The following is a 13,700-nucleotide window of genomic DNA, read 5'->3' on the forward strand; positions in this document are numbered from 1 at the left end:
CGCATTTTTGTCGATGCATGCCGTCCCTATCCTGCGACCCTCACCCGACAACCGTCCGAGGTTCGCATGTCCCGTCTCCTTTATATCGATGGCCAATGGCAGCCCGCCGACAGCGGCGCGGTCCTGCGGCCGATTGCTCCCGCCACCCGTGAAGCGCTGCCGGAAGTCGCCTGCGCCGGTGTGCCCGACGTGGAGCGCGCCGTCGCTGCCGCCAAATGTGCCTTCGCCGACTGGAAACTGACCAGTGCCGCCCAGCGTGCCGGTTATCTGCGCGCCTTCGCCGAGCAGCTCGAAGCCCGCAGCGAAGCGCTGATCGCCCTGCAGATGCAGGCCAGTGGCAAGCCGCGCCTGGAAGCGGAAATCGATATCGGCGATGCCATCGCCACCTTCGCTTATTACGCCGAGCTGGCCGACCAGCTGGACGCCCGGCAGAACGCCGAAGTCGCCCTGCCGGACGCCGGCTACCGCTCGCAGACCCGCTTCGAGCCCATCGGTGTAGTCGGTCTGATCGTGCCGTGGAACTTCCCGCTGGTGACCAGCGCCTGGAAAGTCGCACCGGCGCTGGCGGCGGGCTGCACCGTGGTGCTCAAACCCTCGGAGATCACCCCGCTGATCGAACTGGTACTGGGCGAGATCGCCGACGCCATCGGCCTGCCGGCCGGCGTACTGAACCTGGTGCCGGGCCTGGCCGATGCCGGCGCCGCGCTGTGCAGCCATCCGGGCATCGCCAAGCTGTCCTTCACCGGCAGCAACGTCGTCGGCCGCAAGGTCATGGAAGCCGCTGCCGCGCGCACCCTGCCGGTGGGCCTGGAACTGGGCGGCAAGTCGCCGATCCTGGTGTTCGAGGACTGCGACCTGGACGAGGCCGTGCAATGGATCATCGCCGGCGTTTACTGGAACGCCGGGCAGATGTGCTCCGCCACCTCGCGCCTGCTGGTGCAGGAATCCATCGCTCAGCCGCTGCTGGCGAAGCTGAAGGTCGCGGTGGAAGGTCTGCGCGTCGGTGATTCGCTGCAGGGCGAGACCGACATGGGCCCGATGACCAGCGAGGCGCAGTACCGCAAGGTGCTCGACTACTTCGCGGTCGCCCGCGACGAAGGCCTGGCCTGCCTGACCGGCGGCGAAGCGGCCGAGGGCTGGTTCATCCAGCCGACCGTGTACACCGGCGTAGCGGCGGACAGCCGCCTGTGGCGCGAGGAAATCTTCGGCCCGGTGCTGTGCGTGCGTACCTTCAGCGACGAAGCCGATGCCCTGCGTCAGGCCAACGACAGCGACTTCGCCCTGGCCGCCACCGTGTGCAGCGCCGATCTCGGGCGCGCCCAGCGCATCGCCGAGAGCCTGGAGGCCGGCAACGTCTGGCTGAACTCGCCGCAAGTGGTATTCCCGCAGACCTCCTGGGGCGGCGGCAAGCGCAGCGGCATCGGCCGCGAGCTGGGGCCGTGGGGCCTGTCGGCGTTCTTCGACATCAAGCACATCACCGCGCCGCGCTGATCGGCGTCACCCCGTGCTCCAGGCGCAGGTCCTCGACCAGCGCCTGGAGCGCTTCGTTGTGCCCCGGCTCGTCGCGCACCACCAGGCTGTGGGTGATGCCGTAGCCGAGGCTGTCCGGCAATAGCGCGCGCATCTCTCCCTGCTCCACCCAGCGCTCGGCATAGTGGGTCGGCAGGTAGCCCAGGTGAGTGCCCGCGCGCACGGCGTGGAGCACCGCCTCCATGTGCTGGGCGAAGGCCGTGCTGCGTTGCGGATCGGCCGGCAACTGCACGTCGGCCACCGCATAGCCATGCTGGATCCAGTCGCAGCTTTCCAGCTCTGCGGCGTCCTTCACTGACTTGCCGAACAACGGATGTTCGCGCCCGCAGAACACCGCGACCCGCTCATGGTACAGCGGCTGATAACGCAGATTCGGCAGGCGCCGGCTGAAGCAGGCGATGGCCAGGTGCAGGCGGCCGCTGAGCACCAGGCGCTCCAGTTCGCTGGACGACTCGATGAGGAAATGCAGGCGCACGTCCTGGTCGCGGCGGTTGAAGCGCGCGAGGGTCTGGTGGATGCGGGCGTCGGGCAGGGTGGCGATGTTATCGGCCAGGCCCAGATGCAGCTCGCCGACCAGTCGCCCTGCGAGGGACTGCACCTGGTCGCGGAAGTCGCCCAGCGCAGCGAACAGGCTCTGCGCGTAATCCAGTACCCGCTGGCCTTTCTCGGTCAGGCGGAAGCCGCTCTTGCCGCGTTCGCACAGGCGGTAGCCCAGGCGCGTCTCCAGGCTGGCGATGTGGGTGCTGATGGTCGACTGGCCCATGCCCAGTTCGCCCTGGGCGGCGGAAAAGCCACCACAGCGCACCACACAGGCGAAGATGCGCAGCAGGCGCAGGTCGAGGTCGGAAACGTTGTGCAGCATGGCGGCTTTCGATTCGTGAGTGGCGATGTGTCGAGGGTGTTGCTTCGAAGGCTATCAATGTATCGCCGGGCTTGCCATGTGTGCCTGTCGTGGCGCTTCGGGTGCGTGCTAGAGTGCTCGGCCCTGTCCCGCGGAGGTGATGATGTCCGTTCGCATGCCGGGCGCCGTGCTGGCGCTGTTGTTCTGCCTTCCTCTCGGCCTGGCCGGGACGGCCGTTGCCGCGCCGATGCACAGCCAGTTCCTGCCCCCGGACGACGCCGGCCTGCGCCAGGGCGAGCCGGAACAGCAGCAACTGCTGCAGGTCACCGAGTACAGCGTGGTGCTGGGCAACCAGCGCCAGTCCAACCAGCAGCCGATCCCGATCACCACGCCGTCGCTGCTGCGCCTCAAGGGCAAGCCGCTGAGCAAGGGCGCGCAGATCAGCCAGGTGGTCATCAGCTTCGACGCCGAGGGCAAGAGCCTGAAGAAGCCGGCCTACGACGAGAAGACCCGCGTGCTCAGCCTGTATTACCCACAGGCGGCTTATCCCCAGCTGCTCGACCTGCTGCGCAACGGCACCGTCTACGTGCAGTTCCTCACCTATGGCAATGGCCATATCTGGGCCGACCTGCATACCGGCGCGGTGCGTGCGCGTTGAGCCGCGCACGGCGCAGGGTTAAACTGCCCGACCCGTGGTGCCCGGCCTGAGCCGTTGCCGGCCGCGATCCCCGAGACAGCCGTAGAGAGAAGCGAGCGATGCGTAAAGACAAGAAGCAGGTGATTGGCGAAGAGATCAACGACGACGCCATCAAGCTGTTCCTCGACGTGGAACCGGCCGACGACACTCCGGCGTCCCTGCACAAGCTGGTCAAGGCCTACCGCGGCCTGCGCATCGACGACTTCGAGCGCTTCGTCGGCTTCTTCGTCGAAGCCGGTTACGACCTGTCCGCCAAGGACGCCCAGGGCCAGGACTTCATCGCCCTGATCCAGGACCAGCGCCAGGCCGAGCCCTACATCGAGGTGATCAAGGCTGCTCGCGGCTAATCGCTGCGAACCGCTGAAAAGCCCGCCTTGTGCGGGCTTTTTTGTTCGCGAGTTCAGCAGGGAAACTCGAAGTAGGATGGCGTGGAGCGCAGCGATACCCATCACTTCCGGGCGTCGGACCGCATGGGTATCGCTGCGCTCCACCCATCCTACGAAAAGACTCGCCGGACACCTCCGCGAATCCCCGCCTAGACTTTCCCTCAGAACGATAACGACAAGGCGAGGACGAAGCCGTGCAAGTACAGCCCTATCTGTTTTTCCATGGTCGCGCCGATGAGGCGATTGCCTTCTACCAGCGCGCGGTGGGTGCCCAGCTCGGAGGTTTGATGCGCTTCGAGGAGGCGCCCGGTCCCTCGCCGGTGCCCGACGGCTGGCTGGACAAGGTGATGCACGCCAGCCTGCAGATCGGCGAGACGGAGGTGTTCCTGTCCGATGGCCGCGGCGAGCACAACGCCGCTTTCAATGGCTTCTCCCTGCACCTGACGCTGCGCAGCGTGGTGGCGGCGGAGCAGGCATTCGCTGCCCTGGCGGAGGAGGGGCGGGTGGAGATGCCGCTGGAGAAGACCTTCTGGGCGCAGCGTTTCGGCATGCTCACCGACCGCTTTGGCGTCGGCTGGATGGTCAGCTGCCATTGACCTCTTCCGAAGACAGAAACGAAAAAGCCCGCCGGATGGCGGGCTTTTTCATGGGAGCAGCACTCAGGACGCGGCGACGATCTGCAGACGGTCGGCGGTCATCTGGTTGACTTCGCGGTAGACCGCGGCGTCGGTTTCCAGCTGCTTCTCGCGGGCCGGGAAGATCTCCTTGAGCTTCGCGGTCCATTCGGCCGACTGGTAGCGCTCGGGGAAGCAGCGCTCCAGCAGGCCCAGCATGATCGAGACGGTAACCGAGGCGCCCGGCGAGGCGCCGAGCAGGGCGGCGATGCTGCCGTCCTGGGCCGCCACCAGTTCGGTACCGAACTGCAGGATGCCGCCTTTCTTCGGGTCCTTCTTGATGATCTGCACGCGCTGGCCGGCGGTTTCGAGGCGCCAGTCGGCCGGGTTCAGCTCCGGGTAGAACTTGCGCAGGGCTTCGATGCGCTGGTCCATGGACTGCATGACTTCCTTCACCAGGTAGCGGGTGAGGTCCATGTTGTCGCGGGCCACGGCGAGCATCGGCAGCAGGTTGCTGGTGCGCACCGAGAGCGGCAGGTCGAGGAACGAACCGTGGCGCAGGAACTTGGTGGAGAAGCCGGCGTAGGGGCCGAACAGCAGCGAGGTCTTGCCCTCGACCACGCGGGTGTCCAGGTGCGGCACGGACATCGGCGGGGCGCCCACTTCGGCCTGGCTGTAGACCTTGGCCTGGTGGTGCTTGACCACTTCCGGGTTGTCGCAACGCAGCCACTGGCCGCTTACCGGGAAGCCGCCGAAGCCCTTGCTTTCCGGGATGCCGGACATCTGCAGGAGCGGCAGCGCGCCGCCGCCGGCGCCGAGGAAGACGAACTTCGCCTTCACCTTGCGGGCGTCGCCGGTCTGGGTGTTCTTGATGTCCACCAGCCAGCCGTCGCCGGAGCGCTCCAGGCCCACGACCTTCTGGAAGTAGCGGACTTCGCTGCCTTCGCGGCTGGAGAGGTAGCTCAGCAGCTGGTTGGTCAGGGCGCCGAAGTTGACGTCGGTGCCGCTTTCCACGCGGGTCATCGCGACCTGCTCGTCGGCCGGGCGGCCGGGAATGGTCAGCGGGGCCCAGTCGGCGATCTTCGCGCGGTCCTCGGTGTATTCCATCGAGGAGAAGGCATGGTGCTGGGCAAGCATCTCATGGCGCTTCTTCAGGAACGGAATGTCTTTGCCACGCACGAAGCTCATGTGCGGAACGGGGTTGATGAAGTTGCGTGGTGCGCCGAAGGCGTCCTTCCCGGTCAGGTAGGCCCAGAACTGCTTGGACACCTCGAACTGGGCGTTGATGTTCACCGCCTTCTTGATGTCGATCGAGCCGTCAGCCGCCTGCGGGGTGTAGTTCAGCTCGCAGAGGCCGGCGTGACCGGTACCGGCGTTGTTCCACGGGTTGGAACTTTCGATGGCTCCGGATTCCTGCAGTTCGACGATCTCGAGCTTGACGCCCGGATCGACTTCCTTGAGCAGGACAGCCAGGGTTGCGCTCATGATGCCGGCGCCGACCAGCAGCACGTCCATCGATTCGATTTCGTTCTGCGCCATTAACGCGTCTCCAAAACTATCAGCAGCCAGTTGTGACAGGGGCCTTGCGCTCGTTGCGCGAAGCCGCATGTCCGAATTCTTCTCAGGTCGCCAGGGACCTTTCGCGGAATGTCTCGGGCCGGGATCGGAGGAGGGGAAGTGCGCACCTTCTCGGCAATCCACGGACAGACAAAGTCATCCGCAAGGGCATCGGGGAGTGGCGCTTATGCGCGGCTTCCGGTGCCGAAAAAGCGATTCAGTGCTGCGGGGTCAGACGTCAATGGTGCTACCAACGCAAAACTCTTCATTGCTCGCCACACTCTCGTGAAGTAGTGAAAAACCTTCGATCACGCTCTTTTGGAGGCGTGAAGCTCAAAGGGGATCGTCGTCGCGGGCCGGTCCGGTCTCCGTGCGGAGGGGGCGGCTGCATCCATGCCAAGTTCTGCGCAACGAACGTACAAAGCGCGACGGCCAGTGACCGAGGCGAGTGGCGACTCTCTTTGAGGGGTGGCAGAGGCGAGACACGGTGTGTCGGCATCGTGCGGGGCCCGACCAGGAGGCGTCCTTATAATCGGGGGGCGATTATAACGGCGAAACACAAAAAAAAGCTCTGCACCTTAGACTTTTTTCCTAGTGTCTACCCCTTGATTGACCATTTGTGCCCCCTCCCGGTGCGTCTTGCCTGCGGGTCGGTCAAGGTGGCTGATCGACGCGTGGCGAGGGAACCCTGCGAACGGGTTCCGCGTCCAATGGCCAAGCGCTATCTGACCGCGCTGCCCGCCGGTATACTGCCGGCCATCGCCTACCCCATGGAGAGATGAGCATGCTGCCTCGCCTGTTGCTCGGCTTTATCGCTGCCGCCAGCCTGACCTTGACCGGCTGCGCCCTCAGCCCGCAACAACTCAACCCGACGCCCGAGTTCAAGGGCCCGGTCGCCGCCGTTGGCCAGGGCCAGCCGGTGGTGGTGAAAGTCGTCGACGGTCGCCCGAGCACCGCGCTGGGTACCCGTGGTGGCCTGTATTCGGAAACCAGCCAGCTGACCGTGCGCAGTGAAGACGTGATCCCCAAGTTGCAGCTGCAGGCCGAGACTGCCGTGCGCCTGCTGGGCTTCACCCCGTCGGCCAACGCCTACAACGCGCCGCAACTGACCCTGACCCTGGCCGAGCTGAAGTACCAGTCGCCCAAGGAAGGCATGTACGTCACCGAGGCCGACATCGGCGCCACTTTCCGCGCCGACGTGCAGAGCGGCACCCGTCGCTACAGCGGCCGCTACGGCGCCTCGACCAACCAGCGTTTCGGCATGGCGCCCAACCAGGCGACCAACACCAAGCTGGTGAGCGACGTGCTCAGCGATGCGCTGACCCGTGTGTTCAAGGACCCGACCATCGGCCAGACGCTGAACCAGCGCTGATCGATCGGACATGAAAAAGCCCGCCGAATGGCGGGCTTTTTCATGGGCGCTGAGCGGTTGCGATCAGGCGGCCTGGCGGTACGGGTCGACTTCGAACGAACGCATGCGCTCGTCGGTTTCCGGCAGGTCCAGGTGCTCGTGGCCGCAGGCCTGGGTGTAGACCAGCCAGTGGTCGTCCTGGACGTTGAACGAGAGTTCGACGACCACGGCTTCGATTTCTTCCAGGTGTTCGATCAGGTAGGCGTTTTCGTGGGGGACGATGTCGAGCATGGCGAATCTCCTTGGCGAAAGACCGGGTTTGCAGAATTCGTTGAAGCCAGCAACGTGCCAGGGCGCGGGAGAGGTCTTAGACCATTTCTCGATAATTCTTACGCTCGTCGTAAATAAGCGTTGCGCGCTGGCTGCGATGGCGGGCCAGCGGATAAAATGCGCGTCGATTGTTTCTCATCCATGACGGGCCATGCCCGTTCGTCCAGACTGGCCCCGCTTTGCTTCGAAGTCGTTGGTGTGCAGTTTGAAGCGGAGGTTGTGATGTCGCTGCAGGCGCTCTGGAGTCTCTTCCAGGCCCATCCCGGTCGTATCGTGAATGACCTGGCCCTGTTCTTCGCCCTGGCCGGAGGCTGGCTGCTGCTGGCGACCCGTCGCCGCGAGCGCCTCGCCCTGGCGCGCCTGGCCGCCGAGAGCGAAGTCGCACCGGTGCCGCTGGACAGCGTCGAACCGACCGCGCGGATGAACCGCTTCTTCTACCGTTTCGGTTTCGCCTGCATGGCATTGGCCATGGCGGTGAGCTGGTACAGCACGCAGCTGAGCCAGTAACGGCTGAGATGAAAAAGGCGCCCGAGGGCGCCTTTTTTCATGCCCGCTGCTTGAGCCGGTACTGGTTCAGTACCGGGTTGGCGTACTGCAGGATCAGGTGGCCGCGCTGCTCGGCGGGGCATTCGCCCAGGCGACGCTCCCATTCGGTGCGCGCCCGCTGCAGTTCGTCGGCCTTGAACAGGGTCTCGGCGCGGGGCACGTTCAGCGCGGCGTCGCGCAGGTCGGAGGCCTCGTAGGCCAGGTAGTGCACCGGGAACAACCGGTAGTTGCCGAGGATCTGCCGGTCCAGCTCGGCAGCGAGCTGCTTGGCGTCGGCGAAGTCGCCGGTGATTTCCTCGCCGAAGTTGATGTGCACCCGGCCCTTGTAGCCGGTGATGCCCTGCACGATGCTGCGGTCGTCCTCGCCCGGCGCCTTCCTGTACTCGCCGGTGGTCGCGCGGGTGAACAGTTCGCGGGCCTTGGCGGCGTCGCAGGGGTCGTATTCGTAGCTGATGGACACCGGGATCAGGTGCAGCTGGCGAACCACCTCGGCGAACGGCTCGTCCTTGCGGCTCATGTGGAACATCTTGAGGATCGCCGAATCGGTACGGTCGTCACCGTCCTTGGCGCGGCCCTCGGCCTGGGCGATCCAGATCGACTGGCCGTCCTGGCAGATCGAGTGATTGATGTAGGCCGAGAGGTTCTGGTAAGCCGCCAGCTTCTCGCGCCGGCCGCTGATCGAACGGTGCACGATGAAGCTCTTGTTCAGGCGCATCAGGTCGCTGACGAAGGGCTTCTGCAGCAGGTTGTCGCCGATGGCGATGCGCGGCGTCGGCAGCTTGGCGTGGTAGATCGCGTAGTTGCAGAAGGCCGGGTCGACCACGATGTCGCGGTGGTTGGCGATGAACAGGTAGGCACGGCCCGATTGCAGGCGTTCGACACCCGAATAGGTGACGCCGTCGGTGGCGTGCTCGATGGTTCGGTCGACGTAGGGCTCGACTTTGTGCTGCAGCTCGCTGACGCTGCGGATACCGGTGACTTCGCGGGCCAGCCGATGGGCTATAAGTGGTCTGAGCAGCCAGCCGAACGGACCGGACAGACGCGGGAAACGGTAACGCGCCAGCGCGCCGAGGAAGGCGTCATCGCTCAGCAGGCGCTGCAGGACAGCCGGGACTTCGGCGTCGTTGTACGGTCGGATGGCTTCGAACTCGCCCATCATGCTCTCTATGAATTCTCGGGGTATCACGGGACAGGCCGCGAAATAGACGGCCCGGATGGGTATGCCGCCGACTCACCGGCCAGGCGGGCACCCAAAAAGACCGCGCGATTATAAACGGAAGTCACGGGGGAACCAGCGATGCTCGAAAGTCAGGCTTATTCCTGTCCCTATTGCGGCGAGCCGGCCGAGGCCGTGCTCGACCTTTCCGGGGGCGACCAGAGCTACTATGAAGATTGCCCGGTGTGTTGCCGGCCGATCCTGTTCCAGCTCCACACCGACGGCGTGGACTGGACCCTGGAAGTCCAGCGCGAGGACGATTGATGCAGCGAATCTACGAACCCGCCGACCTGATCGAAGCCGAGCTGCTGGGCGGCATGCTGGCCAACGAGGGCATTTCGTCGCACCTGGGCGGACGCCATCTGGTCGGTGGCATCGGCGAGCTGCCGGGCATGGGCCTGCTGCACCTGTGGGTGGAGGACGCGGTGGCCGAGCAGGCGCGCGAACTGATCGCCGCGTACAATGCCGCGCAACCCCTGCCGGGCGGCGCCGACGATCACGAGGGCGGCCCCGGCGTCCTGCTTTGCTGACTCGCCTCGACGACTCCCCATGAACGATCGCCCATGACCAGCCGCTACGCCCTGTTCCGCTGGAACCGCGAGCTTGCCGAAAACGTCGGCTTCCCTGCCGATCTGCAGCCGCAGTGGAACCTTGCACCCGGCTCCCGCGTGCTGATGCTGCGCGAGGAGAATGGCGCGCGCCATGCCGAGCTTGCGCGCTGGGGGCTGACGCCGGCATGGCTCAAGGATCTGTCGCGAACCCCTGCCCACGCCCGCACGGAAACCATCGCTGAACAGCCGATGTTCCGCGACGCGTTCGCCCAGCGCCGCTGCCTGCTGCCGGCCAATGGCTTCTATGAGTGGCACGGTGTGCGCAAGCGGCCGCACTGGGTTTCCGGCGGCGGGCTGATCTGTTTCGCGGGGGTGTGGGAGGCGTATCCGGTCGAAGGCCACACCTATTACAGCGTGGCAATGCTCACCCAGGCGGCGGGCGAGATGCGCCGGCCGCTGATCCTCGATGTGCAGGAACAGGCGCAATGGCTGTCGAACGCGACGCCCGCCGCGCGGTTGCTGGAGCTGCTGCAGTTGCCCCAGGCGCGGCTGCGCATGCAGGCGCTGGCGAGCTTCATCAACGACCCGACCTGCAATGGGCCGGAGTGCCTCACCCCGGCCTGACACCGAAGTCCGCTCCTACGAAATCGACGGCGTCATGGGCTGATGGGGACCGTTGTACGATCCCGCAAGCCTTACACCTTGAACTGATTCACCAGCCGGCGCTGCTGCTCGGCCAGCTTGGTCAGCTCGGCGCTGGCCTGGGACGCCTCGTCGGCGCCGCCGGCCACCTGGTTGGCGACCATGCCGATGTTGCTGACGTTGCGGTTGATGTCCTCGGCCACCGCGCTCTGTTCTTCGGCGGCGCTGGCGATCTGGGTGTTCATGTCGTTGATCACCGACACTGCCTGGGTGATCGACTCCAGGGCCTGGGCCGCCTCGCCGGCATGACGCACGCTGTCTTCGGTCTTGTCCTGGCTCTGCTGCATCACCTGCACCACTTCGCGGGTGCCGTTCTGCAGCTGCTGGATCATCGACTGGATTTCCTCGGTGGCCTGCTGGGTCTTCTGCGCCAGGTTGCGCACCTCGTCGGCGACCACCGCGAAACCACGGCCCTGCTCGCCAGCACGGGCGGCCTCGATGGCGGCGTTGAGCGCCAGCAGGTTGGTCTGCTCGGCGATGCCGCGGATGGCCACCAGGATCGCATTGATGTTCTCGCTGTCGCGGGCCAGCGACTGCACCACGCCCACCGCGCGGCCGATCTCGCTGGCCAGCGCCTGGATCGCCGTGGAACTGCTCTCGACGATGCGCTTGCCGTGGTGCGCGGCCTGGTCGGCATGGTTGGCCGCTTCGGCGGCGTGGGTGGCGTTGCGCGCCACGTCCTGGGCGGTGGCGGTCATCTCGTGGACGGCGGTGGCCACCAGCTCGATCTCCGCGAGTTGCTTCTGCACGCCCTGGTTGGTGCGGATGGCGATGTCGGCGGTGTGCTCGGAAGAGTCGCTGACGTGCTGCACCGAGGTCACCACCTGGCCGATCATGCCCTGCAGCTTGCCGAGGAAGGTGTTGAAGCCCTTGGCGATGGAGCCCAGTTCGTCGGCGCGGTCGCTGCTCAGGCGGCGGGTCAGGTCGCCTTCGCCCTGGGCGATGTCGTCGAGCATGCCGACCAGCTGGCGCAGCGGGCGGGCGATGCCGTGGCCGACCAGCCAGATCACGGCCAGGCCGATGGCGGCGATCAGCAGGCCGACCAGGGTCATGCCCAGGGTGTCGCTGTCGCGCTGGGCTTTCAGGTCGCTCTGCAGCTGGTTCAGGTCACCCAGCACGGCTTCCTGCGGTAGCTGCAGCATCAGCGTCCAGCGCGCGCCGGAGTCGGCGATGGTGAAGGGCAGGAACAGCTCGATGTGGCCGTGCTCCTTGTCCACCGAGGTCAGCGGCTGGTCGAGGGTGAGTTTGGCCAGGTTGGCCACTTCGTTGGCGTCCAGCACGCTGCTGGCGGATTCGCCGAGCTTGGCCGGGTCCTTGGTGTAGGCGACCAGGCGGCCGTTGGTGGAGATCAGCGCCATCTCGCCGGCGCCGTCGTAGAGCTGGCTGTCGGCGGCCTTGAGCAGGTCCTGGATGAAGTCCAGCGACAGGTCCACGCCGACGGTGCCCTTGAACTGGCCCTTGACCATGATCGGCGCGTTGAACGAGGACATCAGCACCATCTTTCCGGCCATCTCGTAGGGCGCCGGGTCGATGATGCAGGGCTGGTGCTTCTCTTTCGGGCACAGGTAGTACTCGCCTTCGCGCACGCCGGTGGGCTGCATTTTCTGGCTTTCCAGGGTGTCGCCCATGGCTTCCACGGTCAGGCCGCCGTCCTTGCGATACCACCAGGGCATGAAGCGGCCGCTGCCGTCGTATCCCGGCAGGCCGGCGTACTGGCTGTCATTGCCGGCGAAGGCGTTGGGTTCCCAACCGGCAAAGGCGTCGAGCAGCTTGGGGTTCTGCGCCACGGTCTGGCGCAGCAGGTTGGACATGCCGGCACGGCCGATGCCCAGCAGCGGCTGGCCATTGCTGTCGGTTTCGTCGAGCAGGGCGTTGGTGTTGGCCAGGTCGCGGGCGACGGTGAGCGGGTATTCCAGTTCGCGCTGGATCTGTGCGACCTGGCCGCGGGCCATGGCCACCAGGCGTTCGTTGATCACCTGTTCGAGCAGCGCCTGGGTGCGCTCCTGCACCAGCGCCTGGGTCCGCGAGCCGGCGAACAGTGCGTAGAGCACCAGCGCCGCGACCACTGCCAGAACACTGGCACCGGCCAGCGCCACCACGGAAAACTGGATCGACTTGAATTTCATACGGGTACCCGGAATGCGCCAGAGGTCTGCGTGTCTATCTGTATCGGCAGGACCGGGGGAATTCCTTAGGCGGCCGTTGTAAAGCGTTGTAACGCGGCTGTTCGCCGCTTGTCGCAGGATTGTCGGGGTGGGCCGGGAGGTCTAGCATGTGATGTCAAAATGAAATTACGCGGGCGCTGTGAGCGCCCTGTTCGCGGTTGAGGATCGCCAGCACGATGGTCTTCTTCGCGTGTGCTACGACGCGCGCCGCAGGGTACCTGGGGTGGCGTCGATAGGGTTTCGTAAGTCCCTGCTGCGCCGGCTGTTTCCTGCCAGTTGCCGGGCATCGGAGGCGGGCCTACCATGCGCGCTGTCCGTGGGAGATTGCATTGTTTCGGGAGAGCAACATGCCCAGCGTTTTTCGTGTCGCAGGCCTGGCCGCAGCCCTGCTGCTGACCGCCTGCCAGCAGGTGAATACCACCAATAGCGGCGTCGTCGGTGTCGATCGCAAGCAGAGCATGTTCAGCATGCTGTCCAGCGCCCAGGTCGACCAGATGTATGCGCAGTCCTACCAGCAGACCCTCGGTGAGGCCTCCAAGGCCGGCAAGCTGGATGCCAGCAGCAACGACGCCAAGCGTGTGAAGGCCATTGCCGCGCGACTGATTCCGCAGACCGGCGCCTTCCGCTCGGACGCGCCGTCCTGGCAGTGGGAAGTCAACGTGATCAAGAGCGACGAGCTCAATGCCAACTGCGGTCCCGGCGGCAAGATCATCGTCTACACCGGGCTGATTGATCAGCTCAAGCTCAGCGACGACGAACTGGCCGCGGTGATGGGCCACGAGATCGCCCACGCCCTGCGCGAGCACGGCCGAGAAGCCATGTCCCGCGCCTACGCGGAACAGATGGGGCTGGGCATCGGCGGCGCGCTGCTGGGGCTGGGGCAGAGCAGCGTGGACATGGCCCACCAGGTGGTCGAATACAGCCTGACGCTGCCCAATAGCCGGCAGAATGAGAACGAAGCGGACCTGATCGGCCTGGAATTGGCGGCGCGAGCTGGTTATAACCCCAACGCCGCAATGACCCTGTGGCAGAAGATGGGACAGGCGTCGAACGGTGAGGCTCCGCCGGAAATCCTCAGCACTCACCCGGCGGACAGTACGCGGATGGCCAACCTGCAGGCCGCCATCCCGAAGGTCATGCCGCTCTACGAGCAGGCCAAGACCCGCTGAACAGTGTTTTTGCAGCAGGGGTTCGTGATTCTCTCGAACGGCCAG

General features: G+C 65.6%; 15 protein-coding genes. 10 read left to right on the plus strand and 5 right to left on the minus strand.

Annotated features, from left to right (window positions below):
• The first annotated feature begins 66 nt into the window (after window positions 1-66).
• A complete protein-coding gene (locus J2T47_RS21335; protein WP_253451370.1) occupies window positions 67-1,491 on the plus strand; it encodes an aldehyde dehydrogenase family protein in 1,425 nt (474 codons plus the stop codon).
• Here the strand turns inward: J2T47_RS21335 and J2T47_RS21340 are convergent.
• A complete protein-coding gene (locus tag J2T47_RS21340; protein WP_253451372.1) occupies window positions 1,475-2,392 on the minus strand; it encodes a LysR family transcriptional regulator in 918 nt (305 codons plus the stop codon). The genes J2T47_RS21335 and J2T47_RS21340 overlap by 17 nt on opposite strands.
• 154 nt (window positions 2,393-2,546) lie before the next feature.
• Here J2T47_RS21340 and J2T47_RS21345 point away from each other — a divergent pair, with 154 nt between their 5' ends.
• The 3 genes from J2T47_RS21345 to J2T47_RS21355 all read left to right on the plus strand — a co-directional run bounded on the left by J2T47_RS21345 (window position 2,547) and on the right by J2T47_RS21355 (window position 4,050).
• Window positions 2,547-3,029: a hypothetical protein gene (locus J2T47_RS21345; protein WP_437181009.1), complete on the plus strand. Its 483-nt coding sequence runs from the start codon at window positions 2,547-2,549 to the stop codon at window positions 3,027-3,029.
• A gap of 98 nt (window positions 3,030-3,127) precedes the next feature.
• Window positions 3,128-3,415, plus strand: a complete 288-nt coding sequence (locus J2T47_RS21350; protein WP_017519723.1) for a PA4642 family protein — start codon at window positions 3,128-3,130, stop codon at window positions 3,413-3,415.
• A gap of 233 nt (window positions 3,416-3,648) precedes the next feature.
• Window positions 3,649-4,050 carry a VOC family protein gene (locus J2T47_RS21355; protein WP_192380961.1) on the plus strand — a complete coding sequence of 134 codons (402 nt, stop codon included), beginning with the start codon at window positions 3,649-3,651 and terminating at the stop codon, window positions 4,048-4,050.
• Window positions 4,051-4,113: 63 nt separating this feature from the next.
• On the opposite strand, the gene mqo is transcribed toward J2T47_RS21355, so the two are convergent.
• Window positions 4,114-5,607: a malate dehydrogenase (quinone) gene (mqo, locus tag J2T47_RS21360; RefSeq protein WP_253451376.1), complete on the minus strand. Its 1,494-nt coding sequence runs from the start codon at window positions 5,605-5,607 to the stop codon at window positions 4,114-4,116.
• Window positions 5,608-6,409: 802 nt separating this feature from the next.
• Between mqo and J2T47_RS21365 the strand changes: the two genes are divergently transcribed.
• Window positions 6,410-6,997 (plus strand): YajG family lipoprotein, encoded by a 588-nt coding sequence (locus J2T47_RS21365; RefSeq protein WP_081516300.1) that lies wholly within the window; start codon window positions 6,410-6,412, stop codon window positions 6,995-6,997.
• Window positions 6,998-7,060: 63 nt separating this feature from the next.
• On the opposite strand, the gene J2T47_RS21370 is transcribed toward J2T47_RS21365, so the two are convergent.
• The gene (locus J2T47_RS21370; protein ID WP_081516299.1) at window positions 7,061-7,267 is read right to left on the minus strand and encodes a hypothetical protein; all 207 of its coding nucleotides are present in this window, start codon (window positions 7,265-7,267) and stop codon (window positions 7,061-7,063) included.
• Window positions 7,268-7,528: 261 nt separating this feature from the next.
• Here J2T47_RS21370 and J2T47_RS21375 point away from each other — a divergent pair, with 261 nt between their 5' ends.
• A complete protein-coding gene (locus J2T47_RS21375) occupies window positions 7,529-7,813 on the plus strand; it encodes a hypothetical protein (protein WP_253451378.1) in 285 nt (94 codons plus the stop codon).
• Between the two features lie 37 nt (window positions 7,814-7,850).
• On the opposite strand, the gene J2T47_RS21380 is transcribed toward J2T47_RS21375, so the two are convergent.
• Window positions 7,851-9,011 carry a 1-acyl-sn-glycerol-3-phosphate acyltransferase gene (locus J2T47_RS21380; RefSeq protein WP_253451380.1) on the minus strand — a complete coding sequence of 387 codons (1,161 nt, stop codon included), beginning with the start codon at window positions 9,009-9,011 and terminating at the stop codon, window positions 7,851-7,853.
• 138 nt (window positions 9,012-9,149) lie between these two features.
• Between J2T47_RS21380 and J2T47_RS21385 the strand changes: the two genes are divergently transcribed.
• Genes J2T47_RS21385 through J2T47_RS21395 form a run of 3 tightly spaced genes read left to right on the plus strand, consistent with a single transcriptional unit; the run spans window position 9,150 to window position 10,243 of the window.
• A complete protein-coding gene (locus tag J2T47_RS21385; RefSeq protein WP_192292137.1) occupies window positions 9,150-9,332 on the plus strand; it encodes a CPXCG motif-containing cysteine-rich protein in 183 nt (60 codons plus the stop codon).
• Complete coding sequence (locus J2T47_RS21390) at window positions 9,332-9,598, plus strand: putative signal transducing protein (protein ID WP_253451382.1); 267 nt, start codon at window positions 9,332-9,334, stop codon at window positions 9,596-9,598. Before J2T47_RS21385 ends, J2T47_RS21390 begins: the two co-directional genes overlap by 1 nt.
• Window positions 9,599-9,631: 33 nt before the next feature.
• On the plus strand, window positions 9,632-10,243 hold the full coding sequence (locus J2T47_RS21395; protein WP_253451384.1) for an SOS response-associated peptidase: 612 nt from the start codon (window positions 9,632-9,634) through the stop codon (window positions 10,241-10,243).
• Between the two features lie 71 nt (window positions 10,244-10,314).
• Here the strand turns inward: J2T47_RS21395 and J2T47_RS21400 are convergent, their stop codons facing one another.
• Window positions 10,315-12,447 (minus strand): methyl-accepting chemotaxis protein, encoded by a 2,133-nt coding sequence (locus tag J2T47_RS21400; protein WP_253451386.1) that lies wholly within the window; start codon window positions 12,445-12,447, stop codon window positions 10,315-10,317.
• Between the two features lie 386 nt (window positions 12,448-12,833).
• Here J2T47_RS21400 and J2T47_RS21405 point away from each other — a divergent pair, with 386 nt between their 5' ends.
• Window positions 12,834-13,655, plus strand: a complete 822-nt coding sequence (locus tag J2T47_RS21405) for a M48 family metallopeptidase (protein ID WP_253451388.1) — start codon at window positions 12,834-12,836, stop codon at window positions 13,653-13,655.
• The last annotated feature ends 45 nt before the right edge of the window (window positions 13,656-13,700 follow it).

This window comes from Pseudomonas nitroreducens (assembly GCF_024170165.1).
Taxonomy (GTDB): Bacteria; Pseudomonadota; Gammaproteobacteria; order Pseudomonadales; family Pseudomonadaceae; genus Pseudomonas; species Pseudomonas nitroreducens_C.